This is a genomic window from Cohnella massiliensis (genome assembly GCF_900169535.1).
GTDB classification, from domain to species: Bacteria; Bacillota; Bacilli; order Paenibacillales; family Paenibacillaceae; genus Cohnella; species Cohnella algarum.
This window is the reverse complement of record NZ_LT821258.1, coordinates 61,697-78,911: the sequence shown is the minus strand read 5'-3', so window position 1 is coordinate 78,911 and position 17,215 is coordinate 61,697. Positions and strand designations below refer to the sequence as shown.

General features: G+C 59.5%; 16 protein-coding genes. 8 read left to right on the top strand and 8 right to left on the bottom strand.

The features are described from left to right. Positions 1-160: 160 nt before the first annotated feature. The 5 genes from B7E11_RS10070 to B7E11_RS10050 all read right to left on the bottom strand — a co-directional run bounded on the left by B7E11_RS10070 (position 161) and on the right by B7E11_RS10050 (position 4,540). Entirely contained in the window at positions 161-1,129 is a 969-nt protein-coding gene (locus tag B7E11_RS10070) for a M15 family metallopeptidase (RefSeq protein ID WP_080835409.1), read from the bottom strand. A gap of 187 nt (positions 1,130-1,316) precedes the next feature. Further along, positions 1,317-1,625: a winged helix-turn-helix transcriptional regulator gene (locus tag B7E11_RS10065; RefSeq protein WP_080833972.1), complete on the bottom strand. Its 309-nt coding sequence runs from the start codon at positions 1,623-1,625 to the stop codon at positions 1,317-1,319. Between the two features lie 108 nt (positions 1,626-1,733). After that, on the bottom strand, positions 1,734-2,618 hold the full coding sequence (locus tag B7E11_RS10060) for a DMT family transporter (RefSeq protein ID WP_080833970.1): 885 nt from the start codon (positions 2,616-2,618) through the stop codon (positions 1,734-1,736). Positions 2,619-2,793: 175 nt separating this feature from the next. Continuing rightward, positions 2,794-3,609, bottom strand: a complete 816-nt coding sequence (locus tag B7E11_RS10055; RefSeq protein ID WP_080833968.1) for a histidinol-phosphatase — start codon at positions 3,607-3,609, stop codon at positions 2,794-2,796. Positions 3,610-3,637: 28 nt separating this feature from the next. Further along, a complete protein-coding gene (locus B7E11_RS10050; RefSeq protein ID WP_080833966.1) occupies positions 3,638-4,540 on the bottom strand; it encodes a LysR family transcriptional regulator in 903 nt (300 codons plus the stop codon). Positions 4,541-4,891: 351 nt separating this feature from the next. Here B7E11_RS10050 and B7E11_RS10045 point away from each other — a divergent pair, with 351 nt between their 5' ends. The 6 genes from B7E11_RS10045 (at position 4,892) to B7E11_RS10020 (ending at position 11,530) form a co-directional block, all read left to right on the top strand. Continuing rightward, positions 4,892-5,350: a chemotaxis protein CheX gene (locus B7E11_RS10045; protein ID WP_080833964.1), complete on the top strand. Its 459-nt coding sequence runs from the start codon at positions 4,892-4,894 to the stop codon at positions 5,348-5,350. Between the two features lie 139 nt (positions 5,351-5,489). Continuing rightward, entirely contained in the window at positions 5,490-6,275 is a 786-nt protein-coding gene (locus B7E11_RS10040; protein ID WP_080835405.1) for an SDR family NAD(P)-dependent oxidoreductase, read from the top strand. 62 nt (positions 6,276-6,337) lie between these two features. Beyond that, a complete protein-coding gene (locus B7E11_RS10035) occupies positions 6,338-7,906 on the top strand; it encodes a DEAD/DEAH box helicase (RefSeq protein ID WP_245809672.1) in 1,569 nt (522 codons plus the stop codon). Positions 7,907-8,124: 218 nt separating this feature from the next. After that, positions 8,125-9,351, top strand: coding sequence for an S-layer homology domain-containing protein (locus B7E11_RS10030; protein WP_245809671.1), 1,227 nt, complete (start codon positions 8,125-8,127; stop codon positions 9,349-9,351). 171 nt (positions 9,352-9,522) lie between these two features. Further along, complete coding sequence (locus B7E11_RS10025) at positions 9,523-10,281, top strand: ABC transporter ATP-binding protein (RefSeq protein WP_080833963.1); 759 nt, start codon at positions 9,523-9,525, stop codon at positions 10,279-10,281. Continuing rightward, on the top strand, positions 10,274-11,530 hold the full coding sequence (locus B7E11_RS10020) for an ABC transporter permease (RefSeq protein WP_176220678.1): 1,257 nt from the start codon (positions 10,274-10,276) through the stop codon (positions 11,528-11,530). Before B7E11_RS10025 ends, B7E11_RS10020 begins: the two co-directional genes overlap by 8 nt. Before the next feature lie 206 nt (positions 11,531-11,736). On the opposite strand, the gene B7E11_RS10015 is transcribed toward B7E11_RS10020, so the two are convergent. Beyond that, complete coding sequence (locus B7E11_RS10015; protein ID WP_080833959.1) at positions 11,737-13,038, bottom strand: aminotransferase class I/II-fold pyridoxal phosphate-dependent enzyme; 1,302 nt, start codon at positions 13,036-13,038, stop codon at positions 11,737-11,739. 184 nt (positions 13,039-13,222) lie between these two features. Further along, the gene (locus B7E11_RS10010) at positions 13,223-13,855 is read right to left on the bottom strand and encodes a pyridoxamine 5'-phosphate oxidase family protein (RefSeq protein ID WP_080833957.1); all 633 of its coding nucleotides are present in this window, start codon (positions 13,853-13,855) and stop codon (positions 13,223-13,225) included. 145 nt (positions 13,856-14,000) lie between these two features. Here B7E11_RS10010 and pdxR point away from each other — a divergent pair, with 145 nt between their 5' ends. Both pdxR and B7E11_RS10000 read left to right on the top strand, forming a co-directional pair. Then, positions 14,001-15,494: a MocR-like pyridoxine biosynthesis transcription factor PdxR gene (gene pdxR, locus B7E11_RS10005; RefSeq protein ID WP_080833954.1), complete on the top strand. Its 1,494-nt coding sequence runs from the start codon at positions 14,001-14,003 to the stop codon at positions 15,492-15,494. Further along, positions 15,487-16,272 carry a helix-turn-helix domain-containing protein gene (locus tag B7E11_RS10000; RefSeq protein WP_080833952.1) on the top strand — a complete coding sequence of 262 codons (786 nt, stop codon included), beginning with the start codon at positions 15,487-15,489 and terminating at the stop codon, positions 16,270-16,272. Before pdxR ends, B7E11_RS10000 begins: the two co-directional genes overlap by 8 nt. Positions 16,273-16,339: 67 nt before the next feature. On the opposite strand, the gene asd is transcribed toward B7E11_RS10000, so the two are convergent. Then, positions 16,340-17,158: an archaetidylserine decarboxylase gene (gene asd / locus B7E11_RS09995; RefSeq protein WP_080833949.1), complete on the bottom strand. Its 819-nt coding sequence runs from the start codon at positions 17,156-17,158 to the stop codon at positions 16,340-16,342. Positions 17,159-17,215 lie beyond the last annotated feature (57 nt).

Below are 17,215 nucleotides of genomic sequence, written 5' to 3'. Positions count from 1 at the left end.
GTCCCGAAAGCGGCCCGCGGGCTCGATAGGCGGCCGGCAGCGAATAATAGGGAAAAATAAAGAAACGGCGGCGCTTGGGAGCTTTCCCGGCGCCGCCGTTTCATTTGAACAGATATTTTGAAGCTTTGCGGGCCGGAAATCCGGCCGTTCGGTCTGCTTCTCAGGACGCCGATACTTCGACCGCTCCCGAAAATTGCTCCATATATTGCTCCAGCGTAACGCCTTGCTCCATGACGTCCCGAGCGATTTCCTTGCCGACGTAACGGATATGCCAAGGCTCGTACGTGTAGCCCGTAATATCCTCCGTGCCTTTCAAATACCGGATAATAAAGCCGTAATCCGCGGCATGCTCCTTCAGCCACTGGCCTTCCTTCGTGTCGCCGAACGATGTTTCCAGCGCGTAGCCGGCGCTTTTGCTGGATACGTCCATCGCGAGCCCCGTTTGATGCTCGCTCTGGCCGGGCTTCGCGCTTGTCCGGTTCGCGACTTCCTCGCCTTTCTGCTCGGCGTTGCGCTCGAAGATCGATTTTTGCGTCGCGTACGAGCGATATCCGGATACGGCTTTAAGCTCGATGCCGTCCGCCTCCGCTCCCGCGAACAGCTCCTCCAGCGCTTCGGCCGCCGGCTTGCGAAGCTTCTTCTTCGGCGAATCGCCGGAGAACGAAAACGCGACGTCCGGAACGACGAGGTCGTCCGGCACGTAGTCCGACGGCAGGTTTCGCTTTTTGTTGACGAGCACGAGGAGGCTGGATTCGTTGGTTACGACCGCCAGGCCGTCGTTTCCGGTCGCGATCGTCGCGTCCGGCGCGTTCTCGCGGAGCATAGCTTCGACGGCCTCCGAGAGCGAGCCGCCTGCGGACGTTTGCGTATCGCCGTCCGAGCCGGCTTGTCCGCCGCCGGCTTGTTCTTCCCCGGCCGTAGCGCCGGATCCCGGGGAAGCCGCCGGCCCTTCCGTCGCCGCGCCGTCAGCCGTTCCCGACGGAGCCGCCGAACCTCCGGTTTGCGCCGGCTTGGAAGACGGCGCCGTTTCCGAAACGCTTCCCCATACGTTCCATTTGCCGTATTCGGACGCTCCCCAAATGCCGGCGGCCACGACCACCGCGAGAATGCCCCATTGTCTAAGTTTCATTAAATTCGCCTCCAAAGAAATGACGACCAAGCGACCGTACAAGTTGCATGCATGTGTCGAATGATAGCCGAAAAAAGCGAAAAAGAAAAGGGCCGAATAGCGCAATTCCTGCCAGTTTGGCCGAAACGGCGGAATTTGAAACAACAAAGCCCGAGAGCCGCTTCGTTTCGGCTTCGGGCTTATCCGCTTATATCCATTTCTCGGCCCAGATTTGGATCGAGTTGGTCACGTCTTCAAGGTCTTGACCCTTTTCGGTTAATTCATACTCGATTCGCACGGGCATTTCGGGATAAACGGTTCGTTTGACGATTCCGAGCGATTCCAGCTCCTTCATGCGGTCGGTCAGCATTTTGTCGCTCATATCGGGGATTTGTTCCTTGATATCCTTGAACCGTTTCGGACCTCCCATCAGTACGCGAATGATGAGCCCCGTCCACTTCTTGCCGAGCAATTCCGCGGCGGCTTCGTACTTGGGGCACATTTTGGAGTAGTCCATCCGAATCCCCCCTCTCTTTAGGCATTATAGCATATCCATCACCGAAAAGAAAGAAGATACAATACAACGAATATTAACTTAACAAAAGTTAGTAAATGCCGATCGGAATTAAATCCGAACGAGCGCGAGGCCTGCCATCAAAAGCAAAAAGGCGACGCGCTGGAGGGGACCGAGCTTTTCCTTGAAAATCAGCAACGAGCCCAGCGCGACGACGAGGCTGTTCGTGGCGAAAATCGGCGCGACGAGGTGGGAGGGGCCTGCCAGCAGAGCGGCCGAATACAATTGCAAGCCTCCGTACGAGCCTATTCCCGCCGCCAGCCCCCATGCAAGTCCCGTCCGAACGGAGGATGAGCCGAAAGACGCGGCGGCGCTTCGGCCCGCGGAGCTCCGTCTCGAACCTGCGGCCGTCGCGGCGGCAAACCAGAGAAACGACAGCAAATACCCCGACCATAGCACGGACGCATTGTCGAGTCCCATTTCCGCCGTTACCTTGAGCCCTCCGTTGCGGAACGCGAACAAAAGCGTGGCCGCGATCACGAGCGCGAACCAGCGTTTGCCGGCTTCGGCGCTCGCTGCTCCGGGCTTTACGGACAGCAAGACGACGGCGGCAAGCAAGGAAACGACGCCGGCGATGCCGGCCAAGCTTACGGCTTCTTCGTAAAAGAAGGCGCCCATCGCGACGACAAGAACGATGTTGCTGTTGGTAAGAGGCGAAGTGAGACTGGCGGGGCCGCAATCCAGCGCCTTCATGAACAGCAGGTTTCCCCAGGCCGAACCCAGCCCGATGACGGCGCCGGCGATCCATATGCGGTAATCGAACGGGGTCCAACCGCCGGAACCGGCGGCTTGAAGCCAAAAGCCGCAAGTGCCGGAAGCGTACAAGCCGAGCAGCATGGCGGTCGTCGAGCCCCGCCGCATTTGACTGACCTTCATGAACAACCCGGCCAACCCGAACACGACCGCGCTGCCTACGGCAAGCGTAAACCACCACACGACAAGATCACCTTTCCGGGTTGCGATTCACTTTCGATAGGAGCTTTGTCATACAAATGAAATGTGACTGTTACGATTTTGTCGTATTCCGGGGCTATAATGAACCCCAAGACCCCCTTTTTCATTTCTTGACGAGCCTGTCTGCCTGGACGGGTTCTTTTTTTTGGGAATAAGGTTACAGAGCGACGACGACTTTGCTTTTTTGACGATAATAGACCCAGCGGGAAAACCCGATTTCCTTGAGCCGCTTGCGGACTTCCTCCCATTCGTCCCCGACCCGCTTCGGCACGTGGGCGTCCGAACCGAACGTAACGTCGACCCCGAAATGCAGCGCCCGTTCCAAAATTTCGTCGGAAGGGTACCAGCCGCCGCAATCCTTCGTCTTTCCGCTTGTGTTGATTTCGATGGCGATATCGTGCTCGGCGACGGCCTTCAGCGCCTCGTCGATTTCCTTTTTCGCGCCGGGAATTTCGGAAAATACCGGGTAGTAGCCTTTCATCGCGTCGATATGGCCGAGCGCCTGGAACAGGCCGCTTTTGGCCGAGTGGCGGATGAGTTCGTAGTAGTGGCGTTTTTCCTCCGTTTTTCGCGCTTCGTCCAGGTTCTTCCAGCGGTTTCGGTTAAAAATGCTGACGCCCCTCGTTTGGTGCACCGAGCCGATAATATAGTCGAACGGGTAAGGGGCGTAGCTCGAGCGATACAAGTCGATCTGATCGGGATAAAAGTCCGACTCCACGCCGAGCAGCACTTCGATTTTTCCTTCGTATCGTTTTTTGAGCTCCAGCACTTCCTTGACGTAGTTCGGGAATTCGCTTTTGGCCATGCAAATGCCGGGCTGGGGGTGATCTTCCTCTCTTGCGAAATAAGGCGAATGGTCGGAAATTCCGATGGCCGAAAGACCGGCTTCAATCGCCGCTTCGATGTAATCCTCGATAGTGCCCTCGGCGTGGCCGCAGCGGTAATGGTGGGTGTGCAGATCGAATTTTTCCATCCGAATTCCTCCTTGAAATGAGCGCTTGTTATTCGCTGCCGATAAATTGATCTTCCGGCATGCCCTTCAAATCGCTAATAAATTGCCGCATCGCGCTGTTCATGTAACGACCCGATTTCGTGATGACCCCGACCGGGTGGGTGGCGTCGAATTCCCGCACCGCGATCATCTTCAGGCTTCCCCGCTTCAATTCGGCGGCGATGGAAAGCTTGGAGACGACGGCGGCGCCGAGGTTGAGCTCGGCCATCCGCTTCACTTCCTCGCTGCTGCCGAGCTCCATCACGACGTTCGGCTGAATATGGTATGCGCCGAAAACCCGGTCGACAAACCTGCGGCCTTGCGTGTCCGGGGAGAGCAGAATCATCGGCACGTCCTTCAGCATGCCCACGTTGATGACGTCGAAGGATGCGAGCGGATGATCCGGAGAGACGACGAGCTCGAACGTATCGTAGTAGAGCGTCGACGTTTCCACTTGCGCGCTTCGCTCCGACAAGTAGCCGATTCCGACGTCGATCGTCCCGTTTTCCACGCTCGCAAGCACTTGAGACGAGGGCATGGACATAATCGTCGTCTTGATCAGCGGAAACTGGTTTTGAAAATAAGAAAGGACGCGGGGCAAAATTTGGATGGCGATCGAGGCGGTCGTGCCGAGCACGATATGCCCTTGGGGAATATGGTCGAGATCGGCGAGCTTCTGCTTCAGCTCCTCGACGATGGCCAGTATTCGCTCCGCATGCTCCAGAAAAACTTTGCCCCGGTCCGTCAGCGCGACCGGATGGTTGCGGTCGACCAGCACGACCTTGAATTCGTCTTCCAGGCTTTTGATTTGCGCGGAAACGGCGGGCTGCGTCAGATTGAGCCATTCACCGGCTTTCCGAAAGCTTAGCGTTTTGGAAATCGTAAGCATCGTTTCCAGCTGGCTGATGTTCAATGGAAGCGCCTCCCTAAATTTAAATTATTTATCAGGTTAATAAAGAGGCATAAAATCCTTTTGTCAACAAACCTATTATAGGCCATTTGTGCCTGACCTGCAAAACCGTTCCAACTGTGCAATCGAAGGGTTAGGGTTCGAAGCGCGTATAGGGATAAACGACTATTTTTGCATATTCATCCATTCGTCTTCGACAATATTCATGCGGGTTCGAGCCGATTTTCGTCCATGCGGACTATTTTTTCCCGAATAAGAGTATACTTGTCCAATTGATTACAGTATAATAAAGGAAATCGTATCGGACCTAAGCAGGATGTCGGGCAAACGAGATGAGGGGCGGCGTTCAAACTTATGAAGGCAGAATTCATCAACCCATTTTTGGAATCCGCGAGCAATGTCATCGAACAGATGGTACAGATTCGGCCTAGCACCGGCCAGCTTACGTTGAAGGACATTCAGTTGATCGACCACCACGTATGGATTCATATCGGGATGACGGGCCAGGTTAACGGCAATATTGTATTCGGATTAAGCGAAGCGGTCGCGTTGCGGATGATTTCGGCGATGATGGGCGGATTCGTCATAACGGAAATCGACGAAATGGGGAAAAGCGCCATCTCCGAACTCGGCAATATGATCAGCGGGAACGCGAGCACGCTTCTGTTCAACCAGGGCGTGCGGGTGGACATCACGCCGCCTCGCGTTCTGCAGTCCGACGCCGTGCGGGATTTTTCGCCGGGCCGGGCGTTGACGGTGCCGCTTATTATGGACGGGATCGGCGAATTGGAAATTCAGGTTTTGATCGCTTGACGGCATTTTCGGAGAGATGGCTTCAAGGCGATTGTCGCGCCCTTCGGGGCTATTTTTTTTTGCTTTCGGGAAGCGCGATTACCGGATGGCGGCCCGATTGGTGTATGATGGAAAGAAGAACGTTCCGGGAGTGATCCGAATGGTGAGACAATCGCTTGAAGGGCGCGTCGTATGGATTACCGGCGCGTCGAGCGGCATCGGCGCGCTGACCGCCCGCAAGCTTGCGGAAAAAGGCGCGATCCCCGTGCTGACCGCGAGGTCCGCGGACAAGCTGTCCGACGTTTCCGCTTCGATCCGAAGCGAGCATGCGGCGTTCCCGCTGGACGTGACCGACCCGGAGGCGGTTAGCGCCGCGGCCGAGCGGGTTTGGGAGCGGTTCGGACGCATGGACATTTTGCTCAACAATGCCGGCTACGGCGAATTCGTGCCGTTTGACGAAGCGACGCTGTCCCATTTCCAGAATATGATGGACGTCAATTATATGGGGGCCGTCCGGTGCGTCAAAGCGGCCCTTCCTTATATGCGAAAAGCCGGCGGAGGGCATATTGTAAACGTCGCCTCGATCGCCGGGAAGCTCGGAACGGCCAAGTCGACCGCTTACACCGCCTCGAAGCATGCGCTGCTCGGATTTACGTCCGCGCTTCGGCAAGAGCTGAGCGGGGAAGGCATCGCCGTGTCGGCCGTCAATCCGGGGCCGATCGACACGCCGTTTTTTCAGCGCGCCGATCCCGGCGGCACCTATGTCAGCAATGTCCGGTGGTTTATGATGAAGCCGGAAAAAGTGGCCAACGCGATCATAAGCGTAATGGAAAGCAGGAGGGCGGAGAAGGATTTGCCGCTGCTCGGATCGGCCGGGGCCCGGATCGTCCAGCTGTTTCCGGGATGGACGAGCGGCATCGTCGCTCGCCTGACGAATAAGAAATGACCGCCGCCGCCCGGCTCCATGACCGGGCGGAAGCGGTTCAACGCGATGAAGGAGCAAACGAAATGAACGAAAAGGAAATGCCTTTTAACGAACCTCGGGCCGGCGAAGAGGAAAAGCGGGAAGCCCGTTCGGCGTCTTCGCTGGGCATCGATTCGAGACTGGCCGATAAACTGGCCGAGGCGGGCATCGCCGAGCCGACGGAAGTCCAGGCGGAAGCATGGCCGCCGCTGCTTGCCGGGCGGGACGCCGTGCTGCGCTCGCCGACGGGTTCCGGCAAGACGCTTGCATACTTGCTGCCGCTGCTGCAGCGGCTCGACCCGGACAGACGCGAGACGCAAGCGATCGTGCTGGCGCCGACCCAGGAATTGGCGATGCAAATCGTGCGCGTCGCCGAACATTACGGAGAGCCGCTCGGCATCAAGACGGTCGCCCTGATCGGCGGCGCCGCGCTGTCGCGTCAACTGGAACGGATGAAAAACCGTCCCGCGCTCGTCGTCGGAACGCCGGGCCGGGTACGGGAAATCGTCCTGCGCAAAAAGCTCCCGCTGCCGGCGGTGCGCATGGTCGTCGTCGACGAGACGGATCGCGTTTTTTCGCTCGGAGGCAAAAAAGACGTGGAGGCGATCCTGCACGGAACGTCGAGGGAACGACAAACGGTATTCGTTTCCGCCACCCGGACGGAAGCGATGCGGGAAGCGGAAAGCCGATGGCTGAAGGAGCCGTTCGTCGCGGAGGCGGCGAACAACGGTACGGCTGCGGGACTTCCGGACACGATCGGACATTGGGTTTTCGTCTGCGATCGCCGGGACAAGATCGATACGGTGCGCCGGATCGCAAGATCCGTCAAGCCGTCCTCCGCCATGATCTTCGTCAACGATACGGAGAAAATCGCCGAGCTGGTCGCCAAGCTGAAATACGAAGGCTTTACGGTGGAAGCCCTATACGGCGACACGGGCGGAAACGACCGCAGCGAAGCGCTGCGCAAGTTCCGGGAGGGCCGCACGAAGCTGCTCGTCGCGACCGATGTGGCCGCGAGGGGGCTCGACATTCCGTCGTTGCCGCTCGTCATTCAATTCGAGCCGGCTCTCGATGCCGACCATTATGTCCACCGCGCGGGACGGACCGGCCGGATGGGACGGTCGGGCGTTTCGGTTACGCTCGTTTCGCCGCAGGAAAGATTCATTATCGGCAAGCTTGCGAAGAAGCTCGGCGTCGATTTCGAGGAAAAGGCGCTGCGCGAGGGGCAAGTGATCGGGGCGGGCGAAGCCGAACGCAAACGCGCGCCGGCGAAACAAGCGGATCGTCCGCGCAACGAAGCCGCCTTCTCCGGCAAAGGCGAGAAGGCGGCCCCGGCTCGTGAAGCGAGCAGGGGGAGCGGCTTTTCGGGCGGCAGGGCGAACGGGAAAGCGGATGGCACGATGAAAGGCAAAGCGGCTAGCATGATGAACGGCAAGGCAACGGACGGCAGCATGCACGGCAAGCCGGACAGCGCTCCGCCGAAGCCGAAGCCGGCCCGCGCGCCGTCCGGCCCGGCGAAAGCCAAGACCGATCGGGCAAAGAAGAATAAAGACAAAGGCGCGCCGCGCTGGCTGAAGGAAAAGCGGGAGCAGTCCCGGCCTCCGGCGGAATAAATCCCGGTTTTTCGCAGGCCCGATTCGGGTTCGGAAGGCATCGGGATACGACAATAGTACCGCCGTCAACCAAGACGGCGGTTTTTTTTAAGGCTTGAGCCTTATTTTTAATCGCGTACCCAACCAATCTTCCCGAAGTCCCCGAACGGTATAAATAGCGGCGAACGGCCGAGCGGCCGGCAAGCGCCGAAAATTCGGAAATAAGGGGATGGATGGACATGAACATGCCTTTCGAAGAAACGAAAAAACGGAAATTCCGCTCCGTCCTGCGGAAAACGACCGTTGCGACGCTCGCGGTGGGGCTGGCGGCCGGAAGCTTGTCCGGCGTCTATGCGGATGCCAAAGGCAAGGATAACGGCAACGGCAACGGCAAACGGCAATCGGCCAAAGGGGAAATCAATCTTCGCTACAGCGATTTGAGCGAAAAGGAATGGAAATGGGCGTACAAGCACATTATCCGGCTCGCCTCCAGGCAAGTGTTCAACGGCTACGAAGACGGAAGCTTCAAACCGGCCAGCAGCATTACGCGCATCGAAGCGATCGTGGCGTCCGTCCGGCTGCTCGGCTTGAAGGACGAAGCGGAAAAAGCCGAAAACATGAATGCGGCGTTGAACTTTAAAGATTTCGACAAAGTGAAGAAAAAATTTCCGTGGGCGATCGGCTACCTGAAGGTGGCGCTGGAAAACGATCTCCTTGCGGAAACCGAAACGTCGGTGCAGGCGGAAAAAGCCGCCGATCGGCTGTGGGCGTCGATTTTGCTGGTGAAAGCGCTCAAGCTGGAAGACGAAGCGCTTGCCAAGATGAATACGCAGTTGACGTTCAAGGATGCGAAGGAAATTCCGGCGGGAGCGGTCGGATACGTTGCGGTGGCGCTGGAAAAAGGGCTGATCACCGGTTACGGGGACAACACGTTCAAGCCGAACAAGCCGGTGACGCGGGCGGAGCTCGCTACGCTGCTGGACCGCGCGGGCGAGCAGCTTCCGGAAGAAGAAGCGCAGGCGGTTGCCGGCTCGGTTCAGTCCGTAACTTACGGAACGCTGACGTTGACCAAGCCGGACGGCAGCTCCGTCGCGCTCGCGCTCGGCACGGACGTCTTCGTGTTCCGCGAAGACAAGAAAGTCGACGTATCGGCCGTGCAGGTCGGCGATACCGTGCTCGCCCGCACGTACGGGGGCAAAGTCGTGTTCATCGAAGTGACGAAAACGGCGCAGCAGACGATCGAAACGACCGACTACGGCACGGTCGGATCGTTCACCTTGAACGCGCAAGGCAAAATAGCGACGCTGTCGCTCTCGAAAACGGTGAACGGCTCCGCGGCGATTACCGTTTACAATGTGGCGGATAACGTCGTCATTTCGGGCGGGAACGGAGCGCTTTCGCCCAACCAATCCGTCATCGTCACGATTGCAGCCAACGCCGTCACCAAAATCGCGATTCAATCGTAACGGTCGCGCCCGTCGCCAAGCCGCCGCAGGATCGCGGCCCAACCGTTCTGGACATGGCAAAATGGAAAACCGGCCCCGCTGGAATTAGCGGGGGCCGGTTTTTTAGATTTTCCCTTTTTGTGCCTGCGTTTTCGCTCGAGTATAATTTGATATAAAGAAGGGGGAAGGGACATGACGCCAGTGTTGAAAATAGAACGGCTGACGGGAGGCTACAGCCGGCGCAAGCCGGTGCTTCACGAGGTGTCGTTCGACGTCGGAGCGGGCGAAATGCTCGGCCTGATCGGCTTGAACGGAGCCGGCAAGAGCACGACGATCAAGCATATTCTCGGCCTGATGATGCCCCACGAAGGCGAAGTGCGCATTTCGGGCGTGCGCCTCGAGGAAGACCGCGACAAATACCGTTCCTCCTGCGCTTACGTGCCGGAACAGCCTTCCCTGTTTCCGAATCTAACGGTGGGCGAGCACTTAAGGTGGACGGCGATGGCTTACGGCCTCGATCCCGGGGAAGCGGACCGGAGAACCGCCAGGCTGTCGGCCACGTTTCGGATGGACAAGGCGGTGAACGCTTTGCCGGACACCCTTTCCAAAGGGATGAAACAAAAGGTTATGCTGATGAACGCGCTGCTTGTGGCTCCTCCATTGCTTATTATCGACGAGCCTTTTCTCGGCTTGGACCCGCTGGCGACGCGGGCGCTGATCGGCGCGCTCGACGACGTTCGCGAGCAAGGCACGGCCATTTTGCTCAGCTCGCACATTTTGCCCGCGCTGGAACGGCGCGCCGACCGGATCGTCGTGCTGCATCAGGGCCGCGTCCTCGCGGCGGGTACGCCGGATGCGGTGAAGGCCGCGGCGGACGGCGCCGATTCGTTGGACGACGCATTCGAAACGCTTGTTTTGTCGGCCGAAGAAAGGGGCAAGCCCGGTGAATAAGGAGCGGCGTTCCCGCGAGGAGCTGCCCGCCCTTCGCGCCAGGCGGGCAGACGAGTTCCGCAAAGAAGTCGTGCCCTATTTTCGCTATGTTCTTCAGAGCGGCGGGCTTGTTTTTTCGGCTATCGCCATTTTTCTCATATCGGGTTACGTCGGCTTGCTGACCGATATGCCGGCCGGTTGGCCGGCCGCCGCCGTCGGGGTGGCAGGGCTTGCGATCGTCGCCGTTTATACGCCGTTGCGCACTTATTTGCAGCCGTCGGATACGATCTTTTTGCTGCCGCTGGAGACGGATTTGGCGGATACGGTCATCCGGCCGCGGCTTCGGCGGGCGATCGTCGCCGCCGGAGCTCGTTTGCTTGTCGCGTTTGCGGCGTTTGCGCCGCTTTACGTCCGCGCGCCGGAAACCGCCTCCGCTGCCGAAGCGCGGCCGTTATGGGCGGTTGGGCTCGCGTTCGTCCTGCTGGGCGGCTGCAGCTCCTGGCTTGCGTGGCAGGAACGCCGGATCGTCGCCGCCGCCTTGCGGCGCTTTCTCCGCCTTCTTCGCTGGCTCGCCGTTGCCGTCATGACGGCTGCGCTGCTGCTCAAGCCGTTCTGGCCGGCGGCGGCGTTCGCCGCGCTCTGCTGCCTTCTGCTGGCGCTGGTCGTTCGCTTGCCGGCGCGCTACGAGGTCCCGTGGGAAGCGCTGATAGCCGAGGAAGGCGCGACCCGCCGGAGATGGATGCGGTTTTTGGGCTGGTTTGTCGACGTGAAGACGGAGCAGGCGAAACCGGCCAAGCGGGATTGGATCGCGTGGACGGCGGATTTGCTTCCGCGGCGCAGCCGATCGGCGTGGACGTACTTGTATGCGAAAACGTTGGTGCGGGGAGAGGCGTTCGGGGCTTTTTGGCGGTGGAACGCGCTCATGGCCGCGCTTGCCCTGTTCGTGCAACAGCCGACGATCGACCTGATCATTTATGCGGTCGGCGTGGCGGCCGGCGGCCTTCAGCTCACCGAGCTGGGCCGGGTACGTTTCGCGGAGAGCGCGGCTGCGGTGCCGCTTTCGGCGGACAAGCGCCGGCCGGCGGCTGCGGCCGTTTCCCGCGCTGCCGGCACGGCCGCGGCGCTGCTGTTGTGGCTCGCCGCCGCGCTTCCCGCCCGGCCGTTTTCGGCCGGCGCATGGCTGATCGCGCTCGCCGCGGGCCTGCTATGGTCGGGCTGGCTGCTGCCGCGCCGGACGGCCCGACCGGACGAGGACGACGACGAGGACTGACGGGATCTAGACGGTCTTCGAGCCCATTTCCATTAAACGACGTCGCTTGATCGGATGAAATCGAACGAAAACGGTTAAACGGTGATTTTGCGAAAGCCCGGTTCTTTGTCGGACAAAATCCAACGAAGGCGGAATATGGAAAAAGGGTTGCCCGCGCCGCGGCGGAATGCTTCCGCCGGACGGGACAACCCCTTTTTCATGCCGGATCAGGCGCCGTTTTTCACGTCGAGCACGGCTTGATGAATGCGGTCGAACAAATCTTCGAGATAGGGCTCCTCGATGCAGGAGAAGGCGACGCGCAAATCGGTGGAGCCGAGCGCGATCGTCCCGACCTGATACTTCTCGAGCAGGCGTTGGCGAACCGCTTCGGCATCCGCCGATTGCAGCTTCAGGCACATGAAGTACCCCGAATTAAACGGATAATACGTCCAATCGTCGCCGTATTTGCCGCTGTCGAGCAGCTGCTTCACCTTGTTGGCGCGGCCCTTCATGATCGCGAACTTCTCGGCTTTCTGGACTTCGAAATCCGGCGATTTCAGCGCATCCAGCACGAACGTTTGCGAAGGATGCGGACCGCTGGAAATCGTCGCGCGGATAATGCCGAGCGTCTTTTGCTCGAGGGCGGCCAGCACCGCCTCCGACGCTCCGCCGTACGTAATGAAACCGACGCGGAAACCCCACACGTACTCTTCCTTCGTCGCTCCGTCGACTTTGACCGGAAGCACCCGTTCGTGCAGCCCGCACAGCCGTCCGAACAGCGATTCGTGCACGGAATCTTCGAAGAACAAGCCGAAATAAGCGTCGTCCGTTACGGCGACCACGTTGATCCCGGCTTCGGCGGCCTCCCGGATGGCGGACACGATCGCCTTGCCTTCTTCCGGCCCAGGCGTGTAGCCCGTCGGATTGTTCGGGAAGTTCAGCAGGACGATGGCTTTGCCCTTGCCCTTCTGCGACAGGAGGGCATCGCGCAAGCCCGCCGCGTTGAACCGGTTGTCGTTGTCGTACAACGGATATTCGACCATGACGGCTCCCCGGCGAATGCCGAACGTCAATTCGTAATTTTCCCAGTTTTTGTCGGGTAAAATAACGGCGTCCCCCGCGTCCGCGAACAGATCGGCTACGATGCTCAGGCCGTGCGTCAGCGCGTTCGTCGCGATCGGAAGGCTGATCGTCTTGCCCGCGATCGACGGATTTTCCTTCAGCATTTTCTCGCGCCATACGGCGCGAAGCTCCGGTTTGCCCGCGGGAGGGGCGTATTCGTAAATGTCCTTCGGATCGTAGGCGGACAGTTTATCCTGGATGACCTTAAGGTGCATCGGCTTGCCGTTCTCCGTCGCGATGCCGATGGTAGCGTTGTACGTTTTCGCCTTTTGCTTCGCTTCCGCGGACTGGCTTAAAATGCCTTCTTTCGGAAAATAAATCGCTTTGCCCAGCCCCGAGAGCATTTCGGCAACACGCGGATGCTCCCGCTCGATCGTTTCGTTCAACTGCTGTGCGAGGGGGTTCATAATGTCCTTCCTTCCAATGGTCGTGTGTCGGCGCCCGATATAAGCGGATATTTTCCGTCCTTGGGGACGACGCCCGCATTTTCTTGGCCGTTTTTCATTCGCAGTTATTATACACCATTGCGAAGGGGGAGTCATCGAATCGAAGTCACATTTCGGGAAAATGACGGCGACTCCGTTACATTTTTCAAGTTTGCCGCTTTACCCGATCGTCCTTTTGAGGAATCCGCGCGCGGATTTCCGCGGCGGCGCGTTCGTCTCCGGGCCGATCGCGCTGCTCGAGCCCTTCCAGCACGCGGTCGCGCTTCGGTTCCGACAGGTTCTGCCCGAATTTGAACTTGCCGGTCGTTTCCTTCGCCACAAGCCGCAGCAGCGCGACGCCCCGCAGCGAGGCCGCGTATCGGGGGTCGCCCGCGTCGATCGGGGCGTGCCCGCCTTCCGGCTGCATGCTGCGCATGAGAGCGCCAAGCGCGGCCGCCTTCTCCGCGGCGTCTTCAACCTGCTCGATCTCGCCCCGAATCCGGACCGACCGGAAAAACACGGTCGCGGGGCAGGCGAGATAAGGGTCGGAAAAGTAGGAAGGAATGAAGGCATGCGCTTCATACACGACGAACTCGGCGCGGGGGTCGGCGGCAAGCCCGTTCATTTTTTCCCCTTTTTTACTGCCGTGAAAATAGACCGACCCGTTATGCCAAACGTAATTGAGGGGAACCGCTTTGGGCCAGCCGTCCTCCCCCGCGAACGCAAGCACGCCGTCGTTTCGCTCCGCAAGAAAAGCCTCGCACTCGGCGATATTCGCTTCGAATTCCGATCTGCGCATCGTCATGCACCTTCTTTATCCACGAGATTTGCCGCCCGTTCGATTCGAGCGGCGCAGGGAATGCCGCTTCATTTTACGTCGTTTATTGACAATAAAAAAGATCCAATTTACATTAAAAATATTAGTCCAATGTTGAGGTGTTCGTATGACGTTCCAGGTGCCTTACGAGCTGAGGCTGCGAGAGTGCGGGTCCAAGCATCTTGCGATGTACAGGGCCATCCGGGACAGCGTCGCTTCCGGCGCCCTTTCTCCGGGGGAACGATTGCCGTCCTCGCGAACGCTAGCGGCGATGTACGGCCTGTCGCGGGGCAGCGTCAGCCTCGCTTACGATATGCTCGCGGCGGAAGGCTACGTGCGGACCGGAATCGGACAAGGCACGTTCGTCTGCGGCGAGCCGAAGGATGCCGGCTTCCGGCCGCAAGGCGCGGCCGCCCGGCCGGAATTGCCGGAACTGTCCGCTTGGGGCAGACGCATGATGGCGAAGGAAGAAGCTTTCGGCGACGAGTCCGAGCCTGCCGATCCGGGTTCGTTCGTGCCGAGGGGAATGGGCAGACGTTCCTTTCCCTGGGCGGAGTGGCGGGCAGCCGTCGCGGCGCAGCTGCGCCGCATCGGCGAGCGGGCGGAGGACGGAGGGACGGAAGGCAGCCTCGCGCTTCGTCAAGCCGTCGCCGCCCGGCTGCGCAGGGAACGCGGCATCGTTTGCGGACCCGAACAAATCGTCATGACCGGCGGCTCGATGCAGGCCATCGCCTTGCTCGCCCAACTGCTGCTGGAGGAAGGCCAGTCCGCCGTCGTGGAGGATCCGTGCTACCCGGGCACCCGCCTTGCCGCTCAAGCCGCCGGCGCCCGCGTCATTCCCGCGGCCGTCGACCGGCAGGGAATCGTTCCCGCCGCCTGGGACGCCCGGCTGCTGTTCGTCACGCCGACGCGTCATTTTCCGACGGGAGCCGTGCTCAAATTGGAGCGCAGGCTCGAACTGCTCGCATGGGCGTCGAAAAAAGAGGCGTGGATCGTCGAGGACGACTTCGACAGCGATTTTCGCTGGGGAGGGCGTCCGATCGAGCCGCTCAAATCCCTCGACCGGGAAGACCGGGTCATTTACGTAGGCACGTTTTCCCGCACGATGCATCGGGAAGTCCGGATCGGCTACGCGGTGCTGCCGGAAACGCTTCGCGAGCCGTTCAAGCGGGCCAAGCGGCTGTACGATCCGTATCCCGCCGGGATCGCAGAGCAGTTGGCGCTCGCCGGCTGGATCTCCGAGGGCGGATACGACCGGCATTTAAGGCGGATGCGGCGCGGTTTCCACAAGCTCCAGCTCTGTTTGGCGGAAGGCCTGCGGAGCGAATTGGGCGAGCTGTTCGAGGCGCTGCCTTCCGATTCGGGCCTGCTGCAGTTCGCGTATTGGAAAAAAAGCCGGGAAGAATACGCCTTGTTGTACGACAGCTGCAAACGGCAGGGGGTCGTCTGGGGCGATGGCGCGCGCTGCGCGGCCGCGGGCCCGGCGGCTCCGCCTTCGGCTTTGTTCGGTTTTGCCCATTTGGAGGAGGAGAGCATTCGGAGCGGCCTGATCCGCATTCGGACGGCCGCCGAGACTTTGGGGCTGATCGCTCCCGGGAAAGGAGGAAACGACCATGCTTAACGCTCAGCCGGACTCGTTCAAACTGCTGCCCTCTTTTGCCAAAATCGTATGCGAGCCGGGGTGGAAATGGCAGAAACGCGAAATTCCGCTCGTCAATTACGATTTGTTTTACGTCTGGAGCGGCGAAGGAGAGGTCGTGCTGAACGGGAAAACGTACGCCGTAGGCAAAGGAAGCTGCTTTCTGTTCCGGCCGGGCGAGCATCCGACGGCGACGCACAATCCGCAGAAGCCGCTCGTGCTCACCTACATTCATTTCGACGTGGACGAGCCGGTAACGCTCATACCCGAATCGTATCGGGTGCTGGAGGAAACGCTGGAATTTGAAAATTTGCTGTCCCGTTACGTCCGGCTTTGTCTCGTTCCTTCGTTCGGCTCGGAGGAGGAAGCCCGGCTTATTCTGAAGCAGCTGCTGATCCGGATGCTCCGCCAGGACCGCGAAGAACCGGTGGAACGCAAAGCGTCCAACCAGCTGACGGAAAGCATTCGGGAAGTGGCGAACTTTATCCGCCAGCATCCGGGGCTTCCGCACCGGGTCGACGACCTGGCGGCCAGGGCGGGACTGTCGTCGCGATATTTTTCCATCAAATTCAAGGAATTGATCGGGGTTTCCGTTCAGTCGTACATGATCCGGATGCGGATCGAGCGGGCTCAGCATCTGCTGACGCACGCCGGCATGAACGTGACGGAAGTGGCGGAGACGCTCGGCTACCGGGACATCTTTTTTTTCAGCCGGCAGTTCAAGCAATATACGGGCAAAAGCCCGTCCGAGCTGCGCTGACGAAAACGCCGGCAAAAACGGCGACAGGCCGCTTTCCTTCGCGGGAAGGAACGACGGCCTGTCGTTTTCATTTTTCGTCCGAAAGCTCCCTGGCCTTCCGGTTGCCGTCAAGCACGCCCAGAAGCTCGCCCATTTTGACTCTGTCGCCGGCTTTGAGGCCGCTTCTCGCCCGGCAAGTCTGATTTTCCGCCAGCAGGACGACGGTCGAGCCGAATTCGAAATACGCCAGCTCCTGGCCGCGATCGACGTTTGTGGGCCGCGGGGTTACGTACCGGATGCTGCTGACGTTAAGGGCTCCGACCTTGACGACTGCCACTTCGCCGAATTCATGGCGGATGTAGGTGACGAGCCTTTCGTTGCGCGACAGGACGCGCCGCATCGACGTCAAGCCGAAGTCGTTCACCGGATATACCCGGCCGGGTATATGCTCGCTTTCCGCAATCGTTCCTTCGCAGGGAGAATGAATTCGATGATAATCTTTGGGACTCAAGTACAGAACCCAATACAGCCCGTTCTCATACAATGTAGTTCGAGGCGAACGGTTGAGCAGCTCTTCCAGCGAGTAATCCTGGCCTTTGATTTTCAACAGCATTCCGTTTTCGATTGAGCCGCATGCCGTGACGAGCGCATCGACCGGACTGACGAGCGCTTGGGCGGTTTCGTCCACGAGACGGCAACCCGGCTTCAGCCTCCGGGTAAAAAATTCATTCAACGAGCCGTATTCCTCCAGATTCTTCTCCGCCTCTTCCGCCGGAATGCCGTACAGGGCGACGAAACGCGGAATGTAGCGGCGGCTGAAGGCGGATTTGGCGAGCCGTCCCGTCAGCCGGGAAACGAATTTGCGCGAGGACAATTCCGTCATGGCGCGCAGCAGCCAACGATTCATTCGCATGGCCACTCCTTTTGCCTCAATTTGATTTCGCTTGAACGATGGCTTGGCAGG

Coding starts and splice junctions, on each gene's coding strand:
- B7E11_RS10070 (WP_080835409.1), bottom strand. CDS start 1,129: ATGAAACTTAGACAATGGGGCATTCTCGCGGTGGTCGTGGCCGCCGGC.
- B7E11_RS10065 (WP_080833972.1), bottom strand. CDS start 1,625: ATGGACTACTCCAAAATGTGCCCCAAGTACGAAGCCGCCGCGGAATTG.
- B7E11_RS10055 (WP_080833968.1), bottom strand. CDS start 3,609: ATGGAAAAATTCGATCTGCACACCCACCATTACCGCTGCGGCCACGCC.
- B7E11_RS10045 (WP_080833964.1), top strand. CDS start 4,892: ATGAAGGCAGAATTCATCAACCCATTTTTGGAATCCGCGAGCAATGTC.
- B7E11_RS10040 (WP_080835405.1), top strand. CDS start 5,490: ATGGTGAGACAATCGCTTGAAGGGCGCGTCGTATGGATTACCGGCGCG.
- B7E11_RS10035 (WP_245809672.1), top strand. CDS start 6,338: ATGAACGAAAAGGAAATGCCTTTTAACGAACCTCGGGCCGGCGAAGAG.
- B7E11_RS10030 (WP_245809671.1), top strand. CDS start 8,125: ATGAACATGCCTTTCGAAGAAACGAAAAAACGGAAATTCCGCTCCGTC.
- B7E11_RS10025 (WP_080833963.1), top strand. CDS start 9,523: ATGACGCCAGTGTTGAAAATAGAACGGCTGACGGGAGGCTACAGCCGG.
- B7E11_RS10015 (WP_080833959.1), bottom strand. CDS start 13,038: ATGAACCCCCTCGCACAGCAGTTGAACGAAACGATCGAGCGGGAGCAT.
- B7E11_RS10010 (WP_080833957.1), bottom strand. CDS start 13,855: ATGCGCAGATCGGAATTCGAAGCGAATATCGCCGAGTGCGAGGCTTTT.
- pdxR (WP_080833954.1), top strand. CDS start 14,001: ATGACGTTCCAGGTGCCTTACGAGCTGAGGCTGCGAGAGTGCGGGTCC.
- B7E11_RS10000 (WP_080833952.1), top strand. CDS start 15,487: ATGCTTAACGCTCAGCCGGACTCGTTCAAACTGCTGCCCTCTTTTGCC.
- asd (WP_080833949.1), bottom strand. CDS start 17,158: ATGAATCGTTGGCTGCTGCGCGCCATGACGGAATTGTCCTCGCGCAAA.